Annotated in this window: 22 protein-coding genes; 15 read left to right on the top strand and 7 right to left on the bottom strand. The window is 53.9% G+C overall.

From position 1 onward, the window contains the following. Positions 1 to 146 precede the first annotated feature (146 nt). Positions 147 to 1,547 (top strand): H(+)/Cl(-) exchange transporter ClcA, encoded by a 1,401-nt coding sequence (clcA, locus tag ACMWKA_RS17825; protein ID WP_414760466.1) that lies wholly within the window; start codon positions 147 to 149, stop codon positions 1,545 to 1,547. Between the two features lie 85 nt (positions 1,548 to 1,632). Then, positions 1,633 to 1,977 (top strand): iron-sulfur cluster insertion protein ErpA, encoded by a 345-nt coding sequence (gene erpA / locus ACMWKA_RS17820; protein ID WP_013095643.1) that lies wholly within the window; start codon positions 1,633 to 1,635, stop codon positions 1,975 to 1,977. Between the two features lie 93 nt (positions 1,978 to 2,070). On the opposite strand, the gene ACMWKA_RS17815 is transcribed toward erpA, so the two are convergent. The 3 genes from ACMWKA_RS17815 to mtnN are packed head-to-tail and all read right to left on the bottom strand — an operon-like array spanning position 2,071 to position 4,213. Next, a complete protein-coding gene (locus ACMWKA_RS17815) occupies positions 2,071 to 2,694 on the bottom strand; it encodes a TRIC cation channel family protein (protein WP_013095644.1) in 624 nt (207 codons plus the stop codon). Between the two features lie 27 nt (positions 2,695 to 2,721). Further along, a complete protein-coding gene (btuF, locus tag ACMWKA_RS17810; RefSeq protein ID WP_155022652.1) occupies positions 2,722 to 3,522 on the bottom strand; it encodes a vitamin B12 ABC transporter substrate-binding protein BtuF in 801 nt (266 codons plus the stop codon). Continuing rightward, entirely contained in the window at positions 3,515 to 4,213 is a 699-nt protein-coding gene (mtnN, locus tag ACMWKA_RS17805; protein ID WP_013095646.1) for a 5'-methylthioadenosine/S-adenosylhomocysteine nucleosidase, read from the bottom strand. The genes btuF and mtnN overlap by 8 nt, the downstream gene beginning before the upstream one ends. A gap of 82 nt (positions 4,214 to 4,295) precedes the next feature. Between mtnN and dgt the strand changes: the two genes are divergently transcribed. From dgt to cdaR, 3 genes are all read left to right on the top strand, one after another. Beyond that, positions 4,296 to 5,810: a dGTPase gene (dgt, locus tag ACMWKA_RS17800; protein ID WP_013095647.1), complete on the top strand. Its 1,515-nt coding sequence runs from the start codon at positions 4,296 to 4,298 to the stop codon at positions 5,808 to 5,810. A gap of 131 nt (positions 5,811 to 5,941) precedes the next feature. Continuing rightward, positions 5,942 to 7,378, top strand: a complete 1,437-nt coding sequence (gene degP / locus ACMWKA_RS17795; protein WP_013095648.1) for a serine endoprotease DegP — start codon at positions 5,942 to 5,944, stop codon at positions 7,376 to 7,378. Between the two features lie 153 nt (positions 7,379 to 7,531). Then, the gene (cdaR, locus tag ACMWKA_RS17790) at positions 7,532 to 8,689 is read left to right on the top strand and encodes a DNA-binding transcriptional regulator CdaR (RefSeq protein ID WP_013095649.1); all 1,158 of its coding nucleotides are present in this window, start codon (positions 7,532 to 7,534) and stop codon (positions 8,687 to 8,689) included. A 104-nt stretch (positions 8,690 to 8,793) separates the two neighbouring features. Here the strand turns inward: cdaR and ACMWKA_RS17785 are convergent, their stop codons facing one another. The 4 genes from ACMWKA_RS17785 to map form a co-directional block, all read right to left on the bottom strand. Then, on the bottom strand, positions 8,794 to 9,183 hold the full coding sequence (locus tag ACMWKA_RS17785; RefSeq protein WP_008501916.1) for a DUF3461 family protein: 390 nt from the start codon (positions 9,181 to 9,183) through the stop codon (positions 8,794 to 8,796). 111 nt (positions 9,184 to 9,294) lie between these two features. After that, the gene (dapD, locus tag ACMWKA_RS17780) at positions 9,295 to 10,119 is read right to left on the bottom strand and encodes a 2,3,4,5-tetrahydropyridine-2,6-dicarboxylate N-succinyltransferase (RefSeq protein WP_414760465.1); all 825 of its coding nucleotides are present in this window, start codon (positions 10,117 to 10,119) and stop codon (positions 9,295 to 9,297) included. Between the two features lie 32 nt (positions 10,120 to 10,151). Beyond that, positions 10,152 to 12,827 (bottom strand): bifunctional uridylyltransferase/uridylyl-removing protein GlnD, encoded by a 2,676-nt coding sequence (gene glnD, locus ACMWKA_RS17775; RefSeq protein ID WP_013095651.1) that lies wholly within the window; start codon positions 12,825 to 12,827, stop codon positions 10,152 to 10,154. A gap of 63 nt (positions 12,828 to 12,890) precedes the next feature. Beyond that, positions 12,891 to 13,685 carry a type I methionyl aminopeptidase gene (map, locus tag ACMWKA_RS17770; RefSeq protein WP_013095652.1) on the bottom strand — a complete coding sequence of 265 codons (795 nt, stop codon included), beginning with the start codon at positions 13,683 to 13,685 and terminating at the stop codon, positions 12,891 to 12,893. A 321-nt stretch (positions 13,686 to 14,006) separates the two neighbouring features. Between map and rpsB the strand changes: the two genes are divergently transcribed. From rpsB to skp, 10 genes are all read left to right on the top strand, one after another. Next, positions 14,007 to 14,732, top strand: coding sequence for a 30S ribosomal protein S2 (gene rpsB / locus ACMWKA_RS17765; RefSeq protein WP_013095653.1), 726 nt, complete (start codon positions 14,007 to 14,009; stop codon positions 14,730 to 14,732). A 117-nt stretch (positions 14,733 to 14,849) separates the two neighbouring features. Continuing rightward, the gene (gene tsf, locus ACMWKA_RS17760) at positions 14,850 to 15,701 is read left to right on the top strand and encodes a translation elongation factor Ts (protein WP_008501911.1); all 852 of its coding nucleotides are present in this window, start codon (positions 14,850 to 14,852) and stop codon (positions 15,699 to 15,701) included. Between the two features lie 152 nt (positions 15,702 to 15,853). Beyond that, entirely contained in the window at positions 15,854 to 16,579 is a 726-nt protein-coding gene (gene pyrH / locus ACMWKA_RS17755; RefSeq protein WP_003856194.1) for a UMP kinase, read from the top strand. A gap of 167 nt (positions 16,580 to 16,746) precedes the next feature. Continuing rightward, a complete protein-coding gene (frr, locus tag ACMWKA_RS17750) occupies positions 16,747 to 17,304 on the top strand; it encodes a ribosome recycling factor (protein ID WP_414760464.1) in 558 nt (185 codons plus the stop codon). Between the two features lie 95 nt (positions 17,305 to 17,399). Then, positions 17,400 to 18,599, top strand: coding sequence for a 1-deoxy-D-xylulose-5-phosphate reductoisomerase (gene ispC / locus ACMWKA_RS17745; protein ID WP_414760463.1), 1,200 nt, complete (start codon positions 17,400 to 17,402; stop codon positions 18,597 to 18,599). A gap of 186 nt (positions 18,600 to 18,785) precedes the next feature. Continuing rightward, complete coding sequence (gene ispU, locus ACMWKA_RS17740; RefSeq protein WP_028028110.1) at positions 18,786 to 19,544, top strand: (2E,6E)-farnesyl-diphosphate-specific ditrans,polycis-undecaprenyl-diphosphate synthase; 759 nt, start codon at positions 18,786 to 18,788, stop codon at positions 19,542 to 19,544. Positions 19,545 to 19,556: 12 nt separating this feature from the next. Next, entirely contained in the window at positions 19,557 to 20,414 is an 858-nt protein-coding gene (gene cdsA / locus ACMWKA_RS17735) for a phosphatidate cytidylyltransferase (protein WP_013095657.1), read from the top strand. A gap of 11 nt (positions 20,415 to 20,425) precedes the next feature. Further along, positions 20,426 to 21,778: a sigma E protease regulator RseP gene (gene rseP, locus ACMWKA_RS17730; RefSeq protein WP_014830712.1), complete on the top strand. Its 1,353-nt coding sequence runs from the start codon at positions 20,426 to 20,428 to the stop codon at positions 21,776 to 21,778. Between the two features lie 31 nt (positions 21,779 to 21,809). Further along, a complete protein-coding gene (gene bamA / locus ACMWKA_RS17725) occupies positions 21,810 to 24,227 on the top strand; it encodes an outer membrane protein assembly factor BamA (RefSeq protein WP_013095659.1) in 2,418 nt (805 codons plus the stop codon). Positions 24,228 to 24,349: 122 nt separating this feature from the next. Beyond that, complete coding sequence (gene skp, locus ACMWKA_RS17720; protein ID WP_013095660.1) at positions 24,350 to 24,844, top strand: molecular chaperone Skp; 495 nt, start codon at positions 24,350 to 24,352, stop codon at positions 24,842 to 24,844. The last annotated feature ends 2 nt before the right edge of the window (positions 24,845 to 24,846 follow it).

Raw genomic sequence — 24,846 nt, 5'->3', positions numbered from 1 at the left:
AGCACACTATTCTAAGTGATCCGCGGAAGGTAATGAAATTTTTGCCCCCTTTCATTGCTAAACAATTTTTAAGTATTTTTCACGGGACGACCTGATGCACTCTGGTAAAATCCCTGCGGCGATTTGTATGACGAAAAGACATGGTAATGAAAGCAGACTCTCCCTCTTTTGAAGAACAACAATTCCGGCGCGCGCAACACCGGATCAGTATCCGGCGCTTGCTTAACCGCGATAAGACACCGCTGGCAATTTTACTGGCCGCCGCTGTAGTCGGTACGCTCGCCGGGCTGGCGGGCGTCGCCTTTGAAAAGGCAGTCAATGCGGTGCTGAACTGGCGTATTGGTACGGTGGCCGGTTTCGCCGACAAAGGATGGCTGGTCTGGGTCTGGGCGTTCGGGTTGTCCGCGCTATTTGCCATGGTGGGCTACTTTCTGGTGCGTAAATTTGCGCCGGAAGCGGGCGGTTCCGGGATCCCTGAAATTGAAGGCGCGCTGGAAGAGCTGCGCCCGGTGCGCTGGTGGCGCGTCATCCCGGTGAAGTTTATCGGCGGCATGGGAACGCTTGGTGCGGGTATGGTGCTGGGCCGAGAGGGGCCAACCGTGCAGTTGGGCGGGAACGTCGGGCGCATGGTGGGGGATCTGTTCCGGATGCGCAGCGCGGAAGCGCGCCATACGCTGCTGGCGACAGGTGCCGCAGCGGGGCTTTCGGCGGCGTTTAACGCGCCGCTGGCGGGGATCCTGTTTATCATCGAAGAGATGCGCGCCCAGTTCCGTTACAACCTTATCTCGATCAAAGCGGTCTTTACCGGTGTGATCATGTCGAGCATTGTGTTTCGCATTTTCAATGGCGAAAGCCCGGTGATCGAAGTGGGCAAACTGACCAATGCGCCGGTCAACACGCTGTGGCTGTACCTGATCCTCGGCATGATATTCGGCATTGTCGGCCCGCTGTTTAACACTTTTATTCTGCGTATGCAGGATATGTTCCAGCGCATCCACGGCGGGAATACCACGAAGTGGGTGTTGATGGGCGGTCTGCTGGGCGGCCTGTGCGGCGTGCTGGGGTTCATTGAACCGAACGCGGCGGGGGGCGGGTTCGGGCTGATCCCGATTGCAGCTGCGGGCAACTTCAGCGTGGGTCTGCTTCTGTTTATGTTTATTTCTCGCGTCATCACGACGGTGCTCTGTTTTTCCTCCGGTGCGCCCGGCGGTATCTTTGCCCCGATGCTGGCGCTGGGGACGCTGCTTGGTACTGCCTTTGGCATGGCCGCTGAGGTCGGTTTTCCGGCATACCATCTGGATGCGGGTACCTTTGCCGTTGCCGGGATGGGAGCGCTGCTGGCGGCCTCCCTGCGCGCGCCGCTCACCGGCATCGTGCTGGTGCTGGAGATGACGGATAATTACCAGCTCATTTTGCCAATGATCATTACCTGTCTCGGCGCGACACTATTAGCCCAATTCCTGGGTGGAAAACCGCTATACTCCACCATTCTTGCACGCACCCTGGCGAAGCAGGAGGCAGAACGGGCCGCAATGCTGAATACTTGAATGAATTACCAGGGTATTAGATAATGACAAAAAGAATTGGGTGAATTTTACCCAATTGCAGTAGCAGTATTCATGGGAGCATAAGATGAGTGATGACGTAGCGTTGCCGCTGGAGTTTACCGAAGCAGCAGCCAACAAAGTGAAAACCCTGATTGCCGACGAAGACAATCCGGATCTGAAACTGCGTGTCTATATTACCGGTGGCGGCTGCAGCGGCTTCCAGTATGGTTTTACCTTTGACGACCAGGTTAACGACGGCGATATGACTATCGAGAAACAGGGCGTCGCGCTGGTGGTTGACCCGATGAGCCTGCAATATCTGGTGGGCGGTTCGGTAGATTACACAGAAGGTCTGGAAGGTTCACGCTTTGTGGTGACGAACCCAAATGCCACCAGCACCTGCGGGTGTGGGTCTTCGTTCAGTATTTAAGCGGGGGCAGGCTGATGCCCTCACACCGGCCCTCTCCCACCGGGAGAGGGAGAAAAGATTAAAAACGGTAACCTTGCGGTTACCGTTTTGCGTTTATCTTCCATTCTCATCCAGCGCGAACGTCGGCAATTTAAGGTGCCAGCGTATCGCCGCCAGACGTATCGCCAGCGTCACCACCATTCCCAGCATGGCTGAATTTTCCAGCGGTATCGCAAAGGTATAGTACGCCGTGGCGTGTACAATCCCGCCAATAATGCAGGCCGTAGCATAGATTTCGGTACGCAGGATCATCGGCACTTCTCGTGCCAGAATATCGCGAATAATCCCGCCGCCTACGCCAGTCAGTACGCCCATGCAGATGGCAACCATGGGCCCTGTACCGGCATTAAAGGCTTTATTCACCCCAATGCCGACAAACACAGCCAGCCCGACGGCATCCAGCACCGGGAGGATCCATTTTGGTAAGCGGCGGGGCTGACGAACCAGCACGATGGTTAACAGGCAGGTGACCATCGCCACCACCAGATCGGTGGGATCTTTCACCCAAAATACCGGGCCATTATCCAGCGCCATATCGCGGATCGTTCCACCGCCTACGGCGGTCACCACGCCAAGCACCAGCACGCCAAACGGATCCATGCGCAGCTTTCCGGCGAGCAGGACGCCGGAGATAGCAAAAACGGCTGTGCCAAGAATATCCAGCCAATAAACGAGCATCGTTAAATCCTCGAAGGGGGTCTTATGTTAATGACTCTCGGCCAGAGCGGCACAGAGTTGTTTTGCGGCGAGGATAATACGCGGGCTGGCGCGTTCAAACCAGTCGCTGGTGAGGGGGATCACCGGAATTTTTAGCTGGCTTTGCCAGAATTGTTCAATTTTAGGAATCTCGCTCGCATTTCCGACCACAACGATCGCCTGTGGTCGGCGAGCCAGAACCTGTTCCCGGCTGACCTGAGGCCACGGTATCCGGCTGGCCGCAAAGATATTTTCTCCGCCACACACTTCCAGGACTTGATTCTGAATGGAGCCTTTTCCGGTGGTGAACAGCGGCTGGCTGCCAAACTGCAGAAAGATGCGCTTTTTAACGGGGGTATCGTATTTTGCTTTGAGTGCCGCATAGTCGCTAAGCAGTTGTTTTGCCGCATCCTCGGCTTTAGCCGGGGTTGGGCTGTAGGGCGCCAGAGCGCGTAACGCCTGAGCGACCTGCTCAATGCTCACGGCATCCACCCACATGACCTTGATCCCAAGCGACGTCAGTTGATTAACCTGCCGCTCTGCATTGCCGCCACGCCAGGCGAGCACGAGATCGGGCTTAAGCGCCACGATGCGCTCAAGGTTCATCCCTTGCCAGGTTGCGACCTGTTCAATATGCGCGGCCTGCGATGGGTAATTGGAAAAGCTGCTTACACCAACGGGGGTGATGCCGGCGGCAAACGCCAGTTCGGCGTTAGCGGGGGAGAGGGTAATCACACGCGGCGCGGCGCAGAGCCAGGCCGGTGCGAGCAGAAGCAGGGCGACCAGCGCCCTGATGGCATGTTTAGCCACGAGCCAGTTTCTGCACAAGGCTCTCCACCATCACGGTGGACTGTTTTGCCGCGACAACCAGGAATTCGTCGAAGCTGATATGAGACTGCTGATCGGCCACGTCAGAGATGGCGCGGACCACCACGAACGGGACGTTGAAATTATGGCAAACGTGGGCAATCGCGGTCGCTTCCATCTCAACGGCGATAGCCTGCGGGAAGTTGTGACGGATTTTTGCCAGGCCGACGGAGCCATTGATGAAGGCATCACCGCTCACAATCAGGCCGCGTACGGCGTTGAGGTTCAGCTCAGCAATGCACTCTTCTGCCGCCGCAACCAGCTTATCGTCGGCCTTAAAGCCGGCCGGGCAACCCGGAAGCTGACCGTATTCGTAGCCGAATGCGGTAACGTCTGCATCGTGGTAACGCGCTTCATCGGAGACGACGATATCACCCACTTTCAGGGTCGGTGCCAGACCGCCTGCAGAGCCGGTGTTAACGATCACGTCTGGCTTGCAGCGCTCAAGCAACAGCGTTGCGCCCAGCGCAGCAGCAACCTTACCGATGCCTGATTTCAGCAGAGCCACGTCAACACCGTTCAGTTGACCGGTATAGATCTCACAACCCCCCAGAGAGAGAGTCTGACGGTTCTCAATTTTGTCACGCAGCAGCGTAACTTCTTCTTCCATTGCACCAATAATGCCGATTTTCATAGATTTACTCGCGATGTGCCTTGTTAAGATGCATAGTCTATCATGCGCTTAAGGGGAAACGCATTCTCACGCGGGGGAGCACATGTCACAGATCGATTTTCGCACCAAAATTAACTGGCACCGACGTTTCCGTTCGCCGCAGGGTGAAAAGAGCGAACATGAGATCCTGCGTATCTTCGAAAGCGATCGCGGGCGGATCATTAACTCGCCTGCCATTCGTCGTCTGCAGCAAAAGACCCAGGTGTTTCCGCTTGAGCGTAACGCTGCCGTGCGCACACGCCTTACCCACTCAATGGAAGTTCAGCAGGTGGGGCGCTACATTGCCAAAGAGATTTTAAGCCGTCTCAAAGAGCAGCGCTTGCTGGAAACCTACGGTCTGGATGAGTTGACCGGACCCTTTGAGAGTATTGTTGAGATGGCCTGCCTGATGCACGACATCGGCAACCCGCCGTTTGGTCACTTTGGCGAGGCGGCGATCAACGACTGGTTCAGGCAGCGACTCTTCCCGTCGGATGCCGTCAGCCAGCCGCTCAGTGATGACCGCTGCGTGGTGCGGGATTTACGCCTGCGTGAAGGCGAAGACGGGCTAAACGATCTGCGTCGTAAAGTGCGTCAGGATCTCTGTCATTTTGAAGGCAATGCGCAGGGGATACGGCTGGTGCACTCCCTGATGCGCATGAATCTGACCTGGGCACAGGTGGGATGCATCCTCAAATATACCCGTCCCGCCTGGTGGATGGGCGAAACGCCCGCTTCGCACAGCTATCTGATGAAAAAGCCGGGCTATTACCTCTCCGAAGAGGCCTATATTGAGCGGTTACGTAAAGAACTTTCATTGACTGCAAATGGCCGCTTCCCGTTGACGTGGATTATGGAAGCCGCCGATGACATCTCCTATTGCGTTGCTGACCTGGAAGACGCGGTTGAAAAAAGAATATTTAGCGTCGAGGAGCTTTATCAGCATCTTTATGATGCATGGGGGAAACATGAAAAAGGTTCGCTGTTTGCCCAGGTGGTTGAAAATGCCTGGGAAAAATCGCGTGCAAATACATTAAGCCGGAGCACCGAAGATCAGTTCTTTATGTATTTGCGGGTCAATACATTAAATAAACTGGTGCCTTACGCCGCCTCGCGCTTTATTGATAATTTGCCGATGATTTTTAGCGGCGAGTTCAATCATGCCTTGCTGGAGGATGACAGTAGCTTCAGCCAGTTGCTTGAGTTATATAAACATGTCGCGATGCGTCATGTATTCAGCCACCCCGATGTCGAACAGTTAGAGCTGCAGGGATACCGGGTTATCAGCGGCTTACTGGAAATATATCGCCCTCTGCTGCAATTGTCGGTCGATGAATTCAGCGAGCTGGTGGAACAAGAGCGCGTGCGACGAATACCGATTGAGTCCCGGCTTTATCAGAAACTTTCTACCCGTCATCGTCTGGCTTACGTTGAAGCCATCGGCAAACTGGATCGCCACTCACCGCAGTGGCCGGTGCTCGAATATTATTATCGCTGTCGTCTCATCCAGGACTATATCAGCGGAATGACCGATTTGTATGCCTGGGATGAGTACCGCAAGCTGATGGCGGTGGAATAATCCCGGAGTTTTGTAAAGACGACCAATAAATTTTTACTTTTTCCATAAACTTATCGCCGGAACTAAGCGGTATAAAACGAATCTGAGTTACACAGCAATTTTGCGTTATCTGTAAATCGAGATTGAGAAACATGAAAAAAACCACATTAGCAATGAGTGCACTGGCTCTGAGTTTAGGTTTAGCGCTGTCTCCTCTGACTGCTACTGCAGCCGAGACCGCGTCGTCGGCAGCAACCGCGCAGCAGATGCCAAGCCTGGCACCGATGCTCGAAAAAGTGATGCCATCGGTGGTGAGTATTAACGTTGAGGGCAGCACGACCGTCAATACGCCGCGTATGCCGCGTAACTTCCAGCAGTTCTTCGGCGATAACTCGCCGTTCTGCCAGGACGGTTCGCCATTCCAGAGTTCTCCGTTCTGTCAGGGCGGTGGCGCAGGGGATGACGGCCAGGGCGGCGGCCAGCAGCAGAAATTCATGGCGCTTGGCTCGGGGGTTATTATTGATGCCGCGAAAGGGTATGTCGTCACCAATAACCACGTGGTGGATAACGCCAACAGCATTAAGGTTCAGCTGAGCGACGGGCGTAAATTTGACGCTAAAGTGGTGGGCAAGGACCCACGCTCTGATATCGCACTGATCCAGATTCAGGATCCTAAAAACCTGACGGCGATTAAAATTGCCGACTCCGACGCGCTGCGTGTCGGTGACTACACCGTGGCCATCGGTAACCCGTTCGGTCTGGGCGAAACCGTGACCTCGGGGATTGTTTCAGCGCTGGGCCGTAGCGGCCTGAACGCGGAGAACTATGAAAACTTCATCCAGACGGATGCAGCGATCAACCGCGGTAACTCCGGCGGTGCGCTGGTGAACCTGAACGGTGAGCTGATTGGTATTAACACTGCCATCCTGGCACCGGACGGCGGCAACATCGGTATCGGTTTTGCTATCCCAAGTAACATGGTGAAAAACCTGACCGCGCAGATGGTGCAGTACGGCCAGGTGAAACGCGGTGAGCTGGGTATCATGGGTACTGAGCTGAACTCTGAGCTGGCGAAAGCGATGAAAGTTGACGCCCAGCGCGGCGCGTTCGTGAGCCAGGTTATGCCGAACTCCTCCGCAGCAAAAGCGGGGATTAAAGCCGGGGATGTGATCACCTCCCTGAACGGTAAACCGATCAGCAGTTTTGCCGCCCTGCGTGCCGAAGTGGGTTCAATGCCAATTGGCAGCAAAGTCACCCTCGGCCTGCTGCGTGACGGTAAGGCGGTTAACGTGAGTCTGGAGCTGCAGCAGAGCAGCCAGAATCAGGTTGATTCCAGCACCATCTTCAGCGGTATTGAAGGGGCGGAGATGAGCAACAAAGGTGCAGATAAAGGCGTGGTGGTGAATAACGTGAAAGCGAATTCCCCGGCAGCCCGTATCGGCCTGAAAAAAGGTGATGTGATCATGGGTGCTAACCAGCAGCCAGTGAAAAACATCGCTGAACTGCGTAAAATTCTCGACAGCAAACCATCCGTGTTGGCGCTGAATATTCAGCGTGGTGATACCTCTATCTACCTCCTGATGCAGTAATCCTCGTAAGCCCCTGCGTGATGTAAGCAGGGGCTTTTTTGTTTCTGTGACCCTTCCCACAAGTCCATACTTCACTGCCTGATTTTGTGCATTCGCACAATGCGACCGTAACCGAACTCCCCTATGCTTGAGCTCTGCTCACAGGAGGGTTACATGGCTGGCTGGCATCTTGATACCAAAATGGCGCAGGATATCGTGGCGCGCACCATGCGCATCATTGATACCAATATCAACGTAATGGATGCCCGCGGGCGCATTATTGGCAGCGGCGATCGCGAGCGTATTGGGGAATTGCACGAAGGTGCACTGCTGGTGCTTTCCCAGGGGCGGGTCGTGGATATCGATGATGCCGTGGCGAAACACCTGCACGGCGTCCGTCAGGGCATCAATTTACCGCTGCGCCTTGAAGGGGAAATTGTTGGCGTAATAGGCCTGACCGGTGAACCCGAATCACTGCGTAAATATGGCGAGCTGGTCTGCATGACGGCGGAGATGATGCTGGAGCAGTCGCGCCTGATGCACCTGCTGGCCCAGGACAGCCGTCTGCGCGAAGAGCTGGTGATGAATCTGATTCAGGCAGAGGAGCATACGCCTGCGCTGAGCGAGTGGGCGCAGCGTCTGGGTATTGACCTGAACCAACCGCGCGTCGTGGCGGTGATTGAGGTGGATAGCGGCCAGCTGGGGGTCGATAGCGCGATGGCTGAATTGCAGCAGCTACAAAACGCGCTGGCAACGCCGGAGCGCGACAACCTGGTGGCGATTGTATCCCTGACGGAAATGGTGGTACTCAAGCCGGCGCTTAACGCGTTCGGTCGCTGGGATGCGGAAGATCACCGTCGTCGTGTGGAGCAGTTAATTTCCCGTATGAAAGAGAATGGTCAGCTGCGTTTTCGCGTCGCCCTGGGGAATTACTTTACCGGGCCTGGCAGTATCGCCCGCTCATGGCGTACGGCGCGTACCACGATGATGGTGGGTAAACAGCGAATGCCGGAAAGCCGCAGCTATTTTTATCAGGATCTGATGCTGCCGGTACTGCTCGACAGCCTGCGCGGTGGCTGGCAGGCCAATGAGCTGGCGCGTCCGCTCGCGCGTCTGAAAGCGATGGACAACAATGGCCTGCTGCGCCGGACGCTACAGGCGTGGTTCCGGCATAACGTGCAGCCGCTGGCGACGTCGAAAGCGCTGTTCATTCACCGCAACACGCTGGAGTATCGGCTCAACCGGATTTCGGAGCTGACAGGGCTGGATCTGGGAAGTTTTGACGACAGGCTGCTGCTGTATGTGGCGTTGCAGCTGGATGAACAGCGATGATGCTGTTTGCCGGGTGGCGGCTTCGCCTTACCCGGCCTACATGATGGTTTTCTCCCTCTCCCTGTGGGAGAGGGCCGGGGTGAGGGCATCAGGCCGCACCCAACTTATTTGTTACGCGTTAATTTCTCAAGATCCGCTTCAATCTCGCTGATCTTATTAGTCACAACGCTTTCAAGGTGACGCAGATCGTCAAGGATCTTACGCTTGAGATCGACTTCGGTACGGTCGCGCTGGCAGATCTGATCGAGTTCATCGATCACATAGCGCAGGTTGGGGCTGATTTCCTGAACCTCTTTGTATCCCTGTCCTACACCGTCTGCGACGACGGTCTTACGCTGGCGTGGATATTTAAACTTCACGCTCTTGGCGAAAAACTCTCCTTTGTCCTTGTGAAAATAGATTTTTAAAATGTCGTTGTTGGCTTCCTGGCGAAGGCTGTAACGATCAATTTCATCAGGATTGGTAATGCCCAGACTTTTCAGATTATCGTACATAGCGGTACCCTTGATCTCAACATAACCTTTGAATAATTAACGAAAAAATCTATTTTCGCCACCCTCAGATATGAAAAAAGCGGGGTTGCCCCCGCTTTTTGTTATATCCGATTAATCGATGGTGCGCAGCAATTCGTTGATGCCCACTTTACCGCGGGTTTTCGCGTCCACTTTCTTCACGATAACCGCACAGTACAGGCTGTACTTACCATCTTTAGACGGCAGGTTGCCGGAAACAACCACGGAGCCTGCCGGAACACGGCCGTAATGGATTTCGCCGGTTTCACGGTCGTAAATACGGGTGCTCTGACCGATGTAAACGCCCATGGAGATCACTGAGCCTTCTTCAACGATCACGCCTTCTACCACTTCAGAGCGCGCGCCGATGAAGCAGTTGTCTTCGATGATGGTTGGGGTAGCCTGCAGGGGTTCCAGTACGCCACCGATGCCGACGCCGCCGGACAGGTGAACGTTTTTACCGATCTGCGCGCAGGAGCCCACGGTAGCCCAGGTATCCACCATGGTACCTTCGTCTACATAGGCACCGATGTTTACGTAGGATGGCATCAGTACGGTGTTACGGGCGATGAACGCGCCCTGACGCACCGCAGCAGGTGGCACTACGCGGAAGCCTTCTTTCTGGAAACGCGCTTCGTCGTAATCAGCGAATTTCATTGGCACTTTATCGAAGTAGCGGCTTTCAGCTCCGTCGATAACCTGGTTATCGTTGATACGGAAAGAGAGCAGCACGGCTTTCTTCAGCCATTGATGAGTGACCCACTGACCGTCGATTTTTTCTGCTACACGCAGCGCGCCGGAATCCAGCAGAGAAATCACCTGGTTAACCGCTTCGCGGGTAACGGTATCCACATTTGCCGGGGTAATCTCGGCGCGACGCTCAAAAGCGGACTCAATAACGTTCTGTAACTGCTGCATTGTTTACTCTTTCCATTTCACTAAAAAACACGTCACCCTTTATCGTTTGGATTGAGGGCTGCTGTCAACCGTTGTTGCACTTCAAGTTGCAGGTCATTATTAAGGGCACGCCGGTCCGCTGTTGCGATTATAAATAAATCTTCTACTCGCTCGCCAATGGTTGTAATTCGGGCCCCGTGAAGCGAAATTCCCAGATCGGCAAAGACCTGGCCGACGCGGGCGAGCAGACCTGGCTGATCCAGGGCAATGAGCTCCAGGAACGATTTACGATCGGTGTGGGTCGGCAGGAAATTGACCTCGGTATCGACGGTAAAGTGGCGCAGTTTCGCGGGCTGACGACGCGGCTGCGGCGGCTGCCAGCTGCGCTGAGTGATGGCCTGCTCCAGACCAAAACGTATCCCCTCATGACGATCCGACGACAGCGGGCTGCCGTCCGGCTCCAGCACAATAAAGGTGTCCATCGCCATGCCGTCGCGGGTGGTGAAAATCTGCGCGTCGTGCACGCTCAGGTTTCGTCTGTCCAGTTCAGCGCATACCGCAGCAAACAGATAAGGGCGGTCCGGGCTCCAGATAAAGATCTCTGTACCACCGCGCGTCGCCTGCGGGCTGAGCAGGATCATCGGCTGCGACAAATCATGCTGCAGCAGATGCCGCGCATGCCAGGCGAGTTGGTTTGGGCTGTGACGGACAAAGTAGTTGGCACGACAGCGGGCCCAAATCTGATGCAACGCCTCTTCATCAATGTTGTCCATCCGCAGCAGGGCCAGAGCCTGCAGCTGATGGTGGCGCACGCGCTCGCGCATGTCCGGCGTGTTTTGCATTCCGCGGCGCAGCTGTTTTTCGGTCGCAAAGTACAGTTCACGCAGCAGGCTCTGCTTCCAGCTGTTCCACAGCGTTTCGTTGGTGGCGCAGATATCGGCCACCGTCAGGCAGACCAGATAGCGCAGACGGTTTTCTGTTTGTACCTCTTCTGCAAACTGCTTGATCACTTCAGGGTCCTGAATGTCACGACGCTGTGCGGTGACCGACATCAGCAGGTGATGGCGCACCAGCCAGGCCACCAGCTGTGTTTCACGTGAGTTCAGACCGTGCAGTTCGGCAAATTTCAGGACGTCCTGCGCGCCGAGCACCGAGTGGTCACCGCCGCGGCCTTTGGCGATATCGTGGAACAGGGCGGCAATCAGGATCAGCTCCGGATGGGTCAGCCGTGGCCACAGCTCAACGCACAGCGGGTGGCGGGAGCGCGTCTCTTCTTTCGCAAAACTCTCCAGCTTGAGCATGACACGGATCGTGTGTTCATCCACCGTATAGGCATGGAACAGATCGAACTGCATCTGCCCGACAATGTGCGACCATTGCGGCATATAGGCCCACAGTACGCTGTGACGGTGCATTGGCAGCAGTCCGCGACTGACGGCGCCCGGATGGCGGAGCATGCTCAGGAACAGCGAACGCGCTTCCGGGATATAGCACAGCGGCTGCGTCAGATGGCGTCGCGCATGGCGCAAATGGCGCAGGGTGGTGGAGTAGATCCCGGTGATCGTGCTGTTGCGGACCATGGTGTAGAACATCCGCAGGATCGCTTCCGGCTCGCGCATAAACAGCGTTTCGTCGCGCAGATCGATAAGCGTACCGCGTAGCTGAAACTCGTCATCAATGGGGCGCGGTTTTTCGTCGGCCGTCAGCGCCAGAATAGCTTCGTCGAACAGCTGCAATAACATCTGGTTGAGTTCGGTAACGCGTCGGGTCACGCGGAAGAAATCCTTCATCATGTGCTCAACCGGTTCGTTACCCTCGCCGCTGTAGTGAAGGCGCTGGGCCACGCTGAGCTGGCGGTCGAACAACAGACGGTTATCGTAGCGATTAAGTTCAAGATGGAGGGCAAAACGAATGCGCCACAGTAGATGCAGACACTCGTTGAGCTCGTTTCGCTCGGCTTCGGTTAAAAAGCCAAAACCCACCATTTCATCCAGCGAGGTGGCGCCAAAGTGGCGACGGGCTACCCACTGTAATGTGTGGATATCGCGCAGGCCGCCGGGGCTGCTTTTGATATCCGGTTCAAGGTTATAGCTTGTGCCGTGATAGCGCTGGTGGCGCTGATTTTGTTCCTCGACCTTAGCGGCGAAGAACTTTTCTGATGGCCAGAAGCCGTCGCTGAAAATGTGTTTTTGCAGTTCCAGGAACAGCGCGACGTCGCCGATCAGCAGGCGGGTTTCAATCAGGTTGGTGGCAACGGTCAGATCCGATAGCCCCTCCAGCAGGCACTCTTCCAGGGTGCGTACGCTGTGGCCGACTTCCAGTTTCACATCCCAGAGCAGCGTCAGCAATTCGCCAATCTTCTGCGCCTGTTCGTCCGGCAGCTTTTTGCGGCTTAAGATCAGCAGGTCAATATCGGAAAGCGGATGCAGCTCACCGCGGCCATAGCCCCCGACGGCAACCAGCGCCACGTCGCTGACCTGCCCGAATCCGTACTCAATCCACAGGCGTTGCAGAAGCTGGTCAATAAATTCGGTGCGTGCTTCAATGAGCTGTTCGGCGGAAATGCCCGCATCAAACGCGCTTCCCAGCCAGCGCTGGAAGACATCCATATGGGCTTTGATGCCGGCACAGCTCAGCTCGTGCTGCGGCCAGACGCCCGGGTTATCGGGCTGGTCGGGAAGGGTGGGAAGTGCTGTGTTAGCATACTGTTCGGGTAATAGATTACTCATCGTGCGCCACCCATAAGAAAAAGCTATCGCCATTAAAAAAGCCGGCATTTGCCGGCTTTTTTATCATTCATCGTGCGTCAGTATTGCCGGGATGGTGTCATCCTTGCGCAACGTCATAATTTCGCAGCCGTTGTCTGTTACCACAATAGTATGCTCGTACTGTGCAGACAAGCTTCTGTCTTTGGTTTTCACCGTCCAGCCATCTTTCATGGTACGGATACGGTAGTCACCCGCGTTGACCATCGGCTCGATGGTGAAGGTCATCCCTTTTTGCAGCACCACGCCGCCGTCATCCGCATCGTAGTGCAGAACCTGCGGCTCTTCGTGGAAGACGCGGCCAATGCCGTGGCCACAATATTCGCGAACCACGGAGAAACCTTCCGCTTCGACAAACTTCTGGATAGCGGCACCAATGGTGCGCAGACGAATGCCCGGTTTCACCATCTTCAGCGCCAGGTAGAGGCTCTCCTGCGTCACTTTACACAGGCGCTCGCCCAGGATGGTTGGCTTGCCCACGATAAACATCTTCGAGGTGTCACCGTGGTAATCATCTTTAATGACGGTGACGTCGATGTTGACGATGTCGCCATCTTTCAGCAGTTTTTCGTCATCCGGAATACCGTGGCACACCACTTCATTTATAGAAATGCAGACGGATTTCGGGAAACCGTGGTAGCCGAGGCAGGCGGAGACCGCGTGCTGCTCGTTAACGATATAGTCGTTACAGATGCGGTCCAGTTCGCCGGTGCTGACGCCCGGTTTCACGAACGGCTCGATCATTTCCAGCACTTCCGCGGCCAGACGACCAGCGACGCGCATCTTTTCAATTTCTTCAGGGGTCTTAATAGAGATAGCCATGTAATCTGTCCATCGGTGTCGATTTTTTCGACAATACTAGTCTAAGTACCGTCAATGGTATCAGTCAGGCGCACCCCGTGCCAAATTGAGAATCATTAACAGCACACTACGCCAACAATTATTGGTTTCTGGTCGTGATTTGTGGTATAAAGCGCGCCGGACTTCCGATCCATCTCAGATACACAGGCTGGACGGGAGCGATATATCTCACTTTGTGTAACAACACACACGTATCGGCACATATTCCGGGGTGCCCTTCGGGGTCGGTAATATGGGATACGTGGAGGCATAACCCCAACTTTCAATATAGAGGTTTTAAACATGGCAACTGTTTCCATGCGCGACATGCTCAAGGCTGGTGTTCACTTCGGTCACCAGACCCGTTACTGGAACCCGAAAATGAAGCCTTTCATCTTCGGCGCGCGTAACAAAGTTCACATCATCAACCTTGAGAAAACTGTACCAATGTTCAACGAAGCCCTGGCTGAGCTGAACAAGATCGCTTCCCGTAAAGGTAAGATTCTGTTCGTTGGTACTAAGCGCGCTGCAAGCGAAGCTGTGAAAGATGCTGCTAACAGCTGCGACCAGTTCTTCGTGAACCATCGCTGGTTGGGCGGCATGCTGACCAACTGGAAAACTGTTCGTCAGTCCATCAAGCGCCTGAAAGATCTGGAAACCCAGTCTCAGGACGGTACTTTCGACAAGCTGACTAAGAAAGAAGCGCTGATGCGCACTCGTGAGCTGGACAAGCTGGAAAACAGCCTGGGCGGTATCAAAGATATGGGCGGCCTGCCAGACGCGCTGTTCGTAATCGATGCAGACCACGAGCACATCGCAATCAAAGAAGCTAACAACCTGGGTATCCCGGTATTCGCTATCGTTGATACCAACTCCGATCCGGACGGTGTTGACTTCGTTATCCCGGGTAACGACGACGCAATCCGTGCTGTTAGCCTGTACCTGAGCGCTGTAGCTGCTACCGTTCGTGAAGGCCGTTCCCAGGATCTGGCTTCTCAGGCGGAAGAAAGCTTCGTAGAAGCTGAATAATAAGGTTTCACCCCTTATTAGTACCGTGTATGAATAGGGGCCCATTATCGGCCCCTTTTTTCAATTTATACTGTTTGGCCGCAGGCCGGGCAGTTCACATCTCCCGAGGATTTAAGAATGGCTGAAATTACCGCATCCCTGGTAAAAGAGCTGCGCGAGCGTACTGGCGCAGGCATGATGGATTGCAAAAAAGCGCTGACTGAAGCGAACGGCGACATCGAGCTGGCAATCGAAAACATGCGTAAATCCGGTGCGATCAAAGCAGCTAAAAAAGCAGGCAACGTTGCTGCTGACGGCGTGATCATCACTAAAATCGACGGCAACTACGGCATCATTCTGGAAGTTAACTGCCAGACTGACTTCGTTGCTAAAGATGGTGGTTTCCAGGCATTTGCTAACAAAGTTCTGGACGCAGCTGTTGCTGGCAAAATCACTGACGTTGAAGTTCTGAAAGCACAGTTCGAAGAAGAACGTGTTGCGCTGGTTGCTAAAATCGGTGAGAACATCAACATCCGTCGCGTAGCGTCCCTGGAAGGCGACGTTCTGGGTTCTTACCAGCACGGTGCGCGTATCGGTGTTCTGGTTGCGGCTAAAGGCGCTGACGAAGAGCTGGTTAAACAGCTGGCAATGCACATCGCTGCAAGCAAACCAGAATTCGTTAAACCAGAAGACGTGTCTGCTGAAGTGGTAGAGAAAGAGTACCAGGTTCAGCTGGACATCGCGATGCAGTCTGGTAAGCCAAAAGAAATCGCAGAGAAAATGGTTGAAGGCCGCATGAAGAAATTCACCGGCGAAGTTTCTCTGACTGGCCAGCCTTTCGTTATGGATCCAAGCAAATCCGTTGCTCAGCTGCTGAAAGAGCACAACGCTGACGTAACTGGCTTCATCCGCTTCGAAGTGGGCGAAGGCATCGAGAAAGTTGAGACTGACTTCGCAGCAGAAGTTGCTGCAATGTCCAAGCAGTCTTAATGATGAAAAAGGAGCCGCCTGAGGGCGGCTTCTTTTTGTCACCCGTCAGACGAAAATCAGACAGGATCCCGTATCGCTGTGCTGGTATGCGACATTACTATGTCGCCAGAATTAACCCCCATCTTAATCGTTGACAGTCTCAGGAAAGAAACATGGCTACCAATGCAAAACCCGTGTACAAACGCATTCTGCTTAAGCTGAGTGGCGAAGCGCTGCAGGGATCGGAAGGCTTCGGTATTGACGCAAGCATTCTCGACCGCATGGCACAGGAGATCAAAGAACTTGTCGAACTGGGTATTCAGGTCGGCGTGGTCATTGGCGGTGGCAACCTTTTCCGTGGTGCTGGTCTGGCGAAAGCGGGGATGAACCGCGTTGTGGGCGACCATATGGGTATGCTGGCAACCGTGATGAACGGTCTGGCAATGCGTGATGCGTTGCATCGTGCCTATGTGAATGCCCGCCTGATGTCCGCTATTCCTTTGAATGGCGTTTGCGATAACTACAGCTGGGCAGAAGCGATCAGCCTGCTGCGCAACAACCGCGTGGTGATCCTCTCCGCCGGTACGGGTAACCCGTTCTTTACAACCGATTCCGCTGCTTGCCTGCGCGGTATCGAAATCGAAGCCGATGTGGTGCTGAAAGCAACCAAAGTGGATGGCGTGTTTACCGCCGACCCGGCAAAAGATCCCTCTGCCACCATGTACGATCAGCTGTCCTACAGCGAAGTGCTGGAAAAAGAGCTGAAAGTGATGGATCTTGCCGCCTTCACCCTGGCTCGCGACCACAAACTGCCAATCCGTGTCTTCAACATGAATAAGCCTGGCGCACTGCGCCGCGTGGTCATGGGCGAAAAAGAAGGCACATTGATCACGGAATAATTTCCGTCGGCGATAAATACAGGTAAGATTCCGCTTTATTTTGAAGTGGTATCTTACCCGGACGCGCCATTGGCGTTGTCATGAATTAAACGCGACTATACTTAGCACACCTGTAGCACTGTGCTGGCGGATAGTCTGCCTGAGACAAGTTTTCAAGGATTCGTAACGTGATTAACGACATCAGAAAAGATGCTGAAGTACGCATGGAAAAATGCGTAGAAGCGTTCAAAACCCAAATCAGCAAAATCCGTACTGGCCGTGCTTCTCCAAGCCTGCTGGATGGCATCATCGTAGAGTACTACGGTACGCCTACCCCTCTGCGCCAGCTGGCGAGCGTGACCGTGGAAGATACCCGTACGCTGAAAATCAACGTGTTCGATCGCTCTATGGGCCCGGCGGTTGAGAAAGCGATCATGGCATCTGACCTCGGTCTGAACCCAAGCTCTGCGGGTGCTGATATCCGTGTTCCACTGCCTCCGCTGACCGAAGAGCGTCGTAAAGACCTGATCAAAGTGGTGCGTGGCGAAGCTGAGCTGGGTCGTGTTTCCGTGCGTAACGTCCGTCGCGACGCTAACGATAAAGTGAAAGCGCTGCTGAAAGAAAAAGAGATCAGTGAAGATGACGATCGTCGTTCACAGGACGACATTCAGAAAATGACTGACGCTGCCATCAAGAAAATTGATGCGGCGCTGGCAGATAAAGAAGCGGAACTGATGCAGTTCTGATTTCTGTCTTACACTGATAAACGCCGTTCAGAGGGACTTCGGGTCTTGCTGGCGGCGTTTTGCTTTTATCTGGTCTAACTTTTTTCGGGCATCTCATGAAGCATTTAACTCTCCTTGGCTCAACCGGATCTATCGGTTGCAGCACTCTCGACGTTGTACGCCACAACCCTGCGCTTTACACCGTGACAGCACTGGTGGCCGGGAAGAATGTGCAGCGAATGGTCGAGCAGTGTCTGGAGTTTACGCCCCGCTATGCGGTAATGGATGACGAAGAGAGTGCCCGCCAGCTGAAAACCGCTCTGCAAGAGAAGGGCAGTCGTACTGAGGTTCTGAGCGGGCAGCAGGCTGCCTGTGAGATGGCCGCGCTGGACGAGGTCGATCAGGTGATGGCCGCCATTGTTGGCGCGGCCGGGTTGCTGCCGACGCTGGCCGCCATCGATGCCGGTAAAGATGTTCTGCTGGCGAATAAAGAGTCGCTGGTAACCTGCGGACGTCTGTTTATGGAGGCGGTTAAGCAGCGCGGAGCACGTCTTTTGCCGGTCGACAGCGAGCACAACGCCATTTTTCAGAGTTTACCGCAACCTTTTCAGCAGAACCTGGGGTACGCTGACCTGGAGCAGAATGGGGTTGTATCGATTTTGCTTACCGGGTCTGGTGGCCCGTTCCGTGAAACGCCACTGTCTGAACTGAGCGCAATGACGCCGGATCAGGCGTGCCGTCATCCGAACTGGTCAATGGGGCGTAAGATCTCCGTTGACTCTGCCACTATGATGAACAAAGGTCTGGAATACATTGAAGCTCGCTGGCTGTTTAACGCGTCGGCGAAACAGATGGAAGTGCTGATCCACCCGCAATCGGTGATTCACTCGATGGTGCGCTATCAGGACGGCAGCGTGCTGGCACAGCTGGGAGAGCCGGATATGCGTACGCCAATTGCACATGCAATGGCATGGCCTGAACGCGTGAAATCTGGCGTAAAGCCACTCGATTTTTGCAAGCTGAGTTCTCTGACGTTCAGTGAACCTGACTACGATCGTTATCCGTGTCTTAAGCTTGCAATGAATGCCTTTGACCAGGGGCAGGCGGCGGCGACGGCACTCAATGCAGCCAATGAAATTACCGTTGAAGCATTTCTGAATCAGCAGATCCGTTTCACCGATATCGCTATGCTGAATTTGTCGGTACTGGAGTTGATGGATCTGCGCGAACCACAAAGCGTGGAAGAGGTGCTGGCGGTGGATGAGCAGGCTCGTATTATTGCGCGCAAACAGGTGACACATCTCGCAAGCTGGTGATAAAGCAAGCACCAGTCGTCGTGCTATTTGTTAGCGTTGGGCTTCGGTGATATAGTCTGCGCCACCTGATCGCAGGTATTTGACTTTAAGTGGTCAGGTAAGCCGTGGTTTGACACGGCTTTTTTACGTATAGGCTTCAGTATTCCTGAGTACCGTTAAATCCTTTTCAGGGACTAAAAACGCGTTATGTTGTCTGCGAATCAACCAATAAGCGAAAACTTGCCAGCTCATGGCTGCCGTCATGTAGCAATCATCATGGATGGCAATGGCCGCTGGGCGAAAAGACAAGGGAAGATACGAGCCTTTGGGCATAAAGCTGGGGCGAAATCTGTTCGCCGCGCCGTCTCTTTTGCCGCCAATAACGGCATTGATGCGTTAACGCTCTATGCTTTTAGCAGTGAAAACTGGAATCGACCTGCGCAGGAAGTGACTGCGTTGATGGAACTGTTTGTGTGGGCGCTCGACAGCGAAGTAAAAAGCCTGCACCGCCACAACGTGCGCCTGCGTGTCATTGGCGAAACCAGTCGTTTTAACTCACGTTTGCAGGAACGGATTCGTAAAGCAGAAGCGCTGACTGAAAATAACACGGGTCTGACGCTGAATATCGCGGCGAATTACGGTGGACGCTGGGATATTATCCAGGGAGTTCGGCACCTGGCCGAACAGGTTCAGGAAGGGTTGTTGAGACCCGACCAAATTGATGAAGACGCGCTGAGCAAGCAAATCTGCATGAATGAACTGGCACCTGTGGATTTGGTAATTAGGACAGGGGGAGAACATCGCATAAGTAACTTTTTGCTGTGGCAAATTGCCTATGCCGAACTTTACTTTACGGATGTGCTTTGGCCCGATTTTGATGAACAAGACTTTGAAGGTGCGCTGCATGCCTTTGCCAATCGAGAGCGTCGTTTCGGCGGCACCGAGCCTGGTGGCGACAAAGCCTGATGGGGGTAGCTTTTGCTGAAGTATCGCCTGATTTCCGCTTTTGTATTAATACCCATTGTCATTGCGGCGCTGTTTTTACTGCCCCCGGTGGGATTTGCTATTGTCACGCTGGTGGTGTGTATGCTGGCCGCGTGGGAATGGGGACAGTTTAGCGGCTTTACGTCGCGCAGTCAGCGGGTATGGCTGGCGGTACTCTGTGGCTTGATCCTGGCCCTGATGCTGTTTACCTTGCCGGAATATCACCATGATATTCACCAACCACTGGTTGCCGGGTCCCTGTGGGTATCGTTGGCCTGGTGGATCGCCGCCCTTGTTTTGGTGCTTTTTTATCCAGGCTCCGCGGCGTTATGGCGCAACTCAAAAGTGCTGCGCCTTATATTTGGTCTTCTTACCATCGTGCCTTTTTTCTGGGGCATGGTGGCTCTGCGCGCCTGGCACTACGACGAAAACCACTACAGCGGTGCGATTTGGCTGCTTTATGTGATGATTCTGGTCTGGGGGGCTGACTCTGGGGCCTATATGTTTGGTAAACTGTTCGGCAAACATAAACTGGCTCCGAAGGTGTCGCCTGGTAAAACCTGGCAAGGATTCATCGGCGGCCTGTTTACGGCAGCGATTATCTCCTGGGGCTATGGCGTCTGGGCGAATCTGGACATTGCACCGTCAATACTGCTGGTGTGTTCGATTTTTGCCGCGCTGGCCTCGGTACTCGGTGATTTAACCGAAAGTATGTTCAAGCGAGAAGCAGGGATTAAGGACAGCGGACACCTGATTCCAGGGCATGGCGGGATACTGGATCGCATTGACAGCCTGACAGCGGCTGTTCCCGTGTTTGCTTGTCTGCTTTTACTGGTATTCGGGACGATTTAACGGAAGGTTTTATGCTGAGCATTCTCTGGAATCTGGCGGCGTTCATTGTTGCACTGGGTGTACTGATTACCGTGCATGAATTTGGCCATTTCTGGGTTGCTCGCCGTTGCGGTGTGCGCGTAGAGCGGTTCTCCATCGGTTTTGGCAAATCGCTCTGGACGCGCACCGACCGTCACGGCACGGAATTTGTCATCGCCCTTATTCCACTCGGTGGCTACGTCAAAATGCTCGACGAACGTGTTGAGCCTGTGGCCCCTGAGCTTCGGCACAGCGCGTTTAACAACAAAACCGTTGGACAACGTGCCGCCATCATTGCTGCCGGACCGGTAGCCAATTTCATCTTTGCTATCTTCGCTTACTGGCTGGTGTTTATCATCGGCGTTCCGGGCGTGCGTCCGGTTGTCGGTGAAATCGCCCCCAATTCCATCGCGGCGAGTGCGCAAATTACGCCGGGGATGGAACTTAAAGCGATTGATGGTATCGAAACCCCTGATTGGGATGCCGTGCGACTGCAACTGGTAGCCAAAATCGGTGATGAGCAGACCACGGTCAGCGTGTCACCGTTTGGTTCTGACCAGCGACAGAATAAAGTGCTGGATTTGCGTCACTGGAGTTTCGAGCCAGACAAAGAAGATCCCGTCTCTGCGCTGGGGATTCGCCCACGTGGTGCGCAGATCGAACCGATATTAGCCGAAGTTCAGGCAAATTCGGCGGCGAGCAAAGCGGGTTTGCAAGCTGGCGACAGGATCGTTAAAGTCGATGGTCAGCCATTAACACAGTGGATGACCTTTGTTACTCTGGTGCGCGATAATCCGGGTACGTCGCTCGCGCTGGAAGTTGAAAGGCAGGGTAGTCCACTCTCGCTGACGCTGATCCCGGATAGCAAATCGGTCGGCAAAAAGGCAGAAGGGTTTGCAGGCGTTGTGCCTAAAGTGATCCCGCTGCCTGATGAGTACAAGACAATACGCCAGTATGGGCCGTTTAGCGCCATCCTTGAAGCCACGGATAAAACATGGCAACTGATGAAGCTGACGGTAAACATGTTGGGGAAATTGATAACCGGTGATGTGAAACTGAACAACCTCAGTGGGCCAATTTCGATAGCTCAGGGGGCTGGGATGTCAGCGGAGTTCGGGGTGATTTACTATCTCATGTTTCTCGCGCTCATTAGCGTGAACCTTGGGATCATCAACCTGTTCCCGCTTCCCGTTTTAGACGGGGGTCATCTGCTGTTTTTAGCGATTGAAAAGCTAAAAGGCGGGCCGGTATCCGAGCGAGTTCAAGACTTTAGTTATCGCATTGGCTCGATTTTGCTGGTGCTGTTAATGGGGCTTGCACTTTTCAATGATTTCTCTCGGTTGTAAGAGAGTTAGTTAGGAAGAACGCATAATAACGATGGCGATGAAAAAGTTGCTCATAGCGTCGCTGCTGTTTAGCAGCGCCACCGTATACGGTGCTGACGGGTTCGTAGTGAAAGACATTCATTTCGAAGGCCTTCAGCGTGTCGCCGTTGGTGCGGCCCTCCTCAGTATGCCTGTGCGCCCCGGCGATACGGTTAATGATGATGACATCAGTAACACCATCCGTGCTCTGTTTGCCACCGGCAACTTTGAGGATGTCCGCGTCCTGCGCGATGGTGATACGCTGCTGGTTCAGGTAAAAGAACGTCCAACGATCGCCAGTATCACTTTCTCCGGTAACAAGTCGGTGAAAGATGACATGCTCAAGCAGAACCTTGAAGCATCCGGTGTTCGTGTGGGGGAATCTCTGGACCGCACCACCCTTTCAGACATTGAAAAAGGTCTGGAAGATTTCTATTACAGCGTCGGTAAGTACAGCGCCAGCGTGAAAGCGGTGGTGACTCCGCTGCCGCGTAACCGTGTTGACCTGAAGCTGGTCTTCCAGGAAGGCGTCTCGGCAAAGATCCAACAGATCAACATCGTCGGGAACCACGCGTTTACTACCGACGAACTGATCTCCACCTTCCAGCTGCGTGACGAAGTGCCGTGGTGGAACGTGGTGGGCGATCGCAAATACCAGAAACAGAAACTGGCGGGCGACCTCGAAACCCTGCGCAGCTACTATCTGGATCGCGGTTATGCCCGTTTCAACATCGACTCGACTCAGGTGAGTCTGACCCCGGACAAGAAAGGGATCTACATTACGATTAACATCACAGAAGGCGATCAGTACAAGCTTTCGGGTGTTGAAGTAAGTGGCAACCTGGCGGGGCATTCTGCCGAGATCGAATCGCTGACCAAAATTCAGCCAGGCGATCTGTACAGCGGTTCTAAAGTAACCAAAATGGAAGACGGCATTAAAAAGCTGCTCGGCCGTTATGGTTATGCCTATCCGCGTGTGCAAACTCAGCCGGAAATCAACGACGCGGATAAAACCGTTAAGCTTCACGTTAACGTTGATGCAGGCAACCGTTTCTACGTGCGTAAGATCCGCTTCGAAGGTAACGACACCTCCAAAGATTCCGTTCTGCGTCGCGAAATGCGCCAGATGGAAGGGGCATGGTTGGGTAGCGACCTCGTTGACCAGGGTAAAGAGCGTCTGAACCGTCTGGGCTATTTTGAGACAGTTGATACCGATACCCAGCGTGTGCCGGGCAGCCCGGACCAGGTTGATGTCGTGTACAAAGTGAAAGAGCGTAATACCGGTAGCTTTAACTTCGGTGTGGGCTACGGTACTGAAAGCGGCGTGAGCTTCCAGGTTGGCGTTCAGCAGGATAACTGGCTGGGTACGGGTTACTCGGTGGGTATCAACGGTACCAAAAACGACTACCAGACCTACTCTGAGTTCTCTGTCACTAACCCATACTTCACCGTTGACGGTGTGAGCCTGGGTGGTCGTATCTTCTATAACGACTTTAAAGCAGACGACGCGGATCTGTCCTCGTACACCAACAAGAGCTACGGTGTAGACGGTACGCTTGGATTCCCGGTTAACGAATACAACACCCTGCGTGCGGGCTTAGGTTACGTGCATAACGACCTGTCCAATATGCAACCGCAGGTGGCAATGTGGCGTTATCTCGACTCTATCGGCCAGTCGGCGAGCACCTCCAGCGATAACAACGGTTTTGCGGCGGATGACTTCACCTTCAACTACGGTTGGACGTATAACCGCCTTGACCGTGGTTACTTCCCAACGGAAGGTTCTCGTGTCAACCTGAATGGTAAAGTGACTATTCCTGGTTCTGATAACGAGTTCTACAAGTTAACGCTCGATACTGCCTCGTACTTCCCGATCGATGACGATCATAAGTGGGTGGTTCTGGGTCGTACCCGTTGGGGCTATGGCGATGGTTTAGGCGGCAAAGAGATGCCGTTCTATGAGAACTTCTACGCCGGTGGTTCCAGTACCGTTCGTGGCTTCCAGTCCAATAACATTGGTCCGAAAGCGGTTTATTACGGCGGTAATGACGAAGATAACTGCGCAAGCCGGGATCCAAAACAGGTTTGTAGCTCTGATGATGCGGTAGGCGGTAACGCCATGGCCGTGGCGAGCCTTGAGTTCATCACGCCAACGCCATTCATCAGTGATAAATACGCCAACTCAGTCCGTACGTCCTTCTTCTGGGATGCCGGTACCGTGTGGGATACCAACTGGGAGAACACTGCCCAGATGCGTGCGGCAGGTGTTCCAGACTACAGCGATCCGGGCAATATTCGCATGTCTGCAGGTATCGCATTACAATGGATGTCACCGCTGGGGCCGTTGGTCTTCTCTTACGCCCAGCCGTTTAAGAAATATGATGGAGATAAGTCGGAGCAATTCCAGTTTAACATTGGTAAAACCTGGTAATTCTCCGCTGCAAAGGAATGCGTTGGCAGTGTAGCGCTGACAACCGGCGATCGGTAAAACGATCGCCTTGCCACGCAAAGAACGGTACCTTCTGGTGCCAATGGGATGGTAAGGAGTTAATTGTGAAAAAGTGGTTATTAGCTGCAGGTCTCGGTTTAGCGATGGCAACTTCTGCTCAGGCAGCAGACAAAATTGCAATCGTCAACATGGGTAATTTGTTCCAGCAGGTTGCACAGAAAACTGGCGTTTCTGCGACTCTGGAAAACGAATTCAAAGGCCGTGCAAGCGAACTGCAGGGTATGGAAAACGATCTTCAGTCCAAAATGCAGCGTCTGCAGCGTGATGGTTCTACCATGAAATCAAGCGAGCGCAGCAAACTGGAAAAAGACGTAATGGCTCAGCGCCAGACGTTCTCCCAGAAAGCGCAGGCTTTCGAGCAGGATCGTCAGCGTCGTTCTAACGAAGAGCGTGGCAAGCTGGTGACTCGCATTCAGACTGCTGTTAAAGCAGTTGCTGCCGATCAGAACATCGATCTGGTTGTTGATGCGAACGCCGTTGCTTTCAACAGCAGCGATGTTAAAGACATCACCGCTGATGTTCTGAAACAGGTTAAATAAGT

The organism is Enterobacter sp. 03-F-07-AD-ECC (genome assembly GCF_047530935.1).
In the GTDB taxonomy this organism is placed as follows: Bacteria; Pseudomonadota; Gammaproteobacteria; order Enterobacterales; family Enterobacteriaceae; genus Enterobacter; species Enterobacter cloacae.
The sequence above is the reverse complement of the archived record's forward strand: the minus strand, read 5'-3'. Positions and strand labels throughout refer to the sequence as shown.

Bases quoted from the DNA above. Each gene is read 5' to 3' on its own strand.
- clcA (WP_414760466.1), top strand. From the start codon at position 147: ATGAAAGCAGACTCTCCCTCTTTTGAAGAACAACAATTCCGGCGCGCG.
- erpA (WP_013095643.1), top strand. From the start codon at position 1,633: ATGAGTGATGACGTAGCGTTGCCGCTGGAGTTTACCGAAGCAGCAGCC.
- ACMWKA_RS17815 (WP_013095644.1), bottom strand. From the start codon at position 2,694: ATGCTCGTTTATTGGCTGGATATTCTTGGCACAGCCGTTTTTGCTATC.
- mtnN (WP_013095646.1), bottom strand. From the start codon at position 4,213: ATGAAAATCGGCATTATTGGTGCAATGGAAGAAGAAGTTACGCTGCTG.
- dgt (WP_013095647.1), top strand. From the start codon at position 4,296: ATGTCACAGATCGATTTTCGCACCAAAATTAACTGGCACCGACGTTTC.
- degP (WP_013095648.1), top strand. From the start codon at position 5,942: ATGAAAAAAACCACATTAGCAATGAGTGCACTGGCTCTGAGTTTAGGT.
- cdaR (WP_013095649.1), top strand. From the start codon at position 7,532: ATGGCTGGCTGGCATCTTGATACCAAAATGGCGCAGGATATCGTGGCG.
- ACMWKA_RS17785 (WP_008501916.1), bottom strand. From the start codon at position 9,183: ATGTACGATAATCTGAAAAGTCTGGGCATTACCAATCCTGATGAAATT.
- dapD (WP_414760465.1), bottom strand. From the start codon at position 10,119: ATGCAGCAGTTACAGAACGTTATTGAGTCCGCTTTTGAGCGTCGCGCC.
- glnD (WP_013095651.1), bottom strand. From the start codon at position 12,827: ATGAGTAATCTATTACCCGAACAGTATGCTAACACAGCACTTCCCACC.
- map (WP_013095652.1), bottom strand. From the start codon at position 13,685: ATGGCTATCTCTATTAAGACCCCTGAAGAAATTGAAAAGATGCGCGTC.
- rpsB (WP_013095653.1), top strand. From the start codon at position 14,007: ATGGCAACTGTTTCCATGCGCGACATGCTCAAGGCTGGTGTTCACTTC.
- tsf (WP_008501911.1), top strand. From the start codon at position 14,850: ATGGCTGAAATTACCGCATCCCTGGTAAAAGAGCTGCGCGAGCGTACT.
- pyrH (WP_003856194.1), top strand. From the start codon at position 15,854: ATGGCTACCAATGCAAAACCCGTGTACAAACGCATTCTGCTTAAGCTG.
- ispC (WP_414760463.1), top strand. From the start codon at position 17,400: ATGAAGCATTTAACTCTCCTTGGCTCAACCGGATCTATCGGTTGCAGC.
- ispU (WP_028028110.1), top strand. From the start codon at position 18,786: ATGTTGTCTGCGAATCAACCAATAAGCGAAAACTTGCCAGCTCATGGC.
- rseP (WP_014830712.1), top strand. From the start codon at position 20,426: ATGCTGAGCATTCTCTGGAATCTGGCGGCGTTCATTGTTGCACTGGGT.
- bamA (WP_013095659.1), top strand. From the start codon at position 21,810: ATGGCGATGAAAAAGTTGCTCATAGCGTCGCTGCTGTTTAGCAGCGCC.